The following is a 713-nucleotide window of genomic DNA, read 5'->3' on the forward strand; positions in this document are numbered from 1 at the left end:
ACTCGGCGAGCGCCTTGGCCAGCTCGGTCTTCCCGACGCCCGTGGGGCCGGCGAAGATGAACGAGCCCGAGGGGCGCTTGGGGTCCTTGAGGCCCGCGCCCGGTGCGGCCTAGGCTTGTCGAATGGCCGATTGGAAGTACCCGGTGCGCCGCGCGCGCACGAGCGATGTCCCCTTCATCCAGGAGCTCAGCGAGCCGCTCGTGAACGAGCGCATCCTCCTGGGCAAGGACCGCGTGGTGCTCTACGGCGCCGTGCAGGAGTTCCGCATCGCCGAGGACGGCCACGGGACGGCGATCGGCTGCGGTGCGCTGCATGTGATGTGGGACGACATCGCGGAGGTGCGCACCCTCGCGGTCGCGCAGGACTGGCTCGGGAGGGGTGTGGGCCACCACATCCTGGAGCGCCTCGAGAACGACGCGCGCGAGCTCGGCCTGAAGCGCCTGTTCTGCCTCACCTTCGAGGTCGACTTCTTCGCCCGCCACGGCTTCGAGCCGATCGGCGAGAAGGTCGTCGACCCCGAGGTCTACGCCGAGCTGCTCCGCTCTCCCGACGAGGGAGTCGCCGAGTTCCTCGACCTCGCCCGGGTGAAGCCGAACACGCTCGGCAACACCCGCATGCTGAAGACGCTCTGACCGCCGCCACGTCGTAGCCTGTCCCGGTGACTCCGCCGCCCCGCCGCCTGCCCTCCCGGGTCTACCGGCGACGCCGCGCCG

1 protein-coding gene is annotated in these 713 nt (G+C 70.8%); it reads left to right on the forward strand.

The window, feature by feature from the left end; all coding sequences use genetic code 11:
- Positions 1 to 122: 122 nt before the first annotated feature.
- Entirely contained in the window at positions 123 to 632 is a 510-nt protein-coding gene (locus C5C27_RS17570; RefSeq protein WP_104224089.1) for an amino-acid N-acetyltransferase, read from the forward strand.
- Positions 633 to 713 lie beyond the last annotated feature (81 nt).

This window comes from Rathayibacter sp. AY2B7 (genome assembly GCF_002931635.1).
Taxonomy (GTDB): domain Bacteria; phylum Actinomycetota; class Actinomycetes; order Actinomycetales; family Microbacteriaceae; genus Rathayibacter.

What these genes read in the sequence shown, in the direction of transcription:
- C5C27_RS17570 (WP_104224089.1), top strand. Translation starts at nt 123, where the DNA reads ATGGCCGATTGGAAGTACCCGGTGCGCCGCGCGCGCACGAGCGATGTC.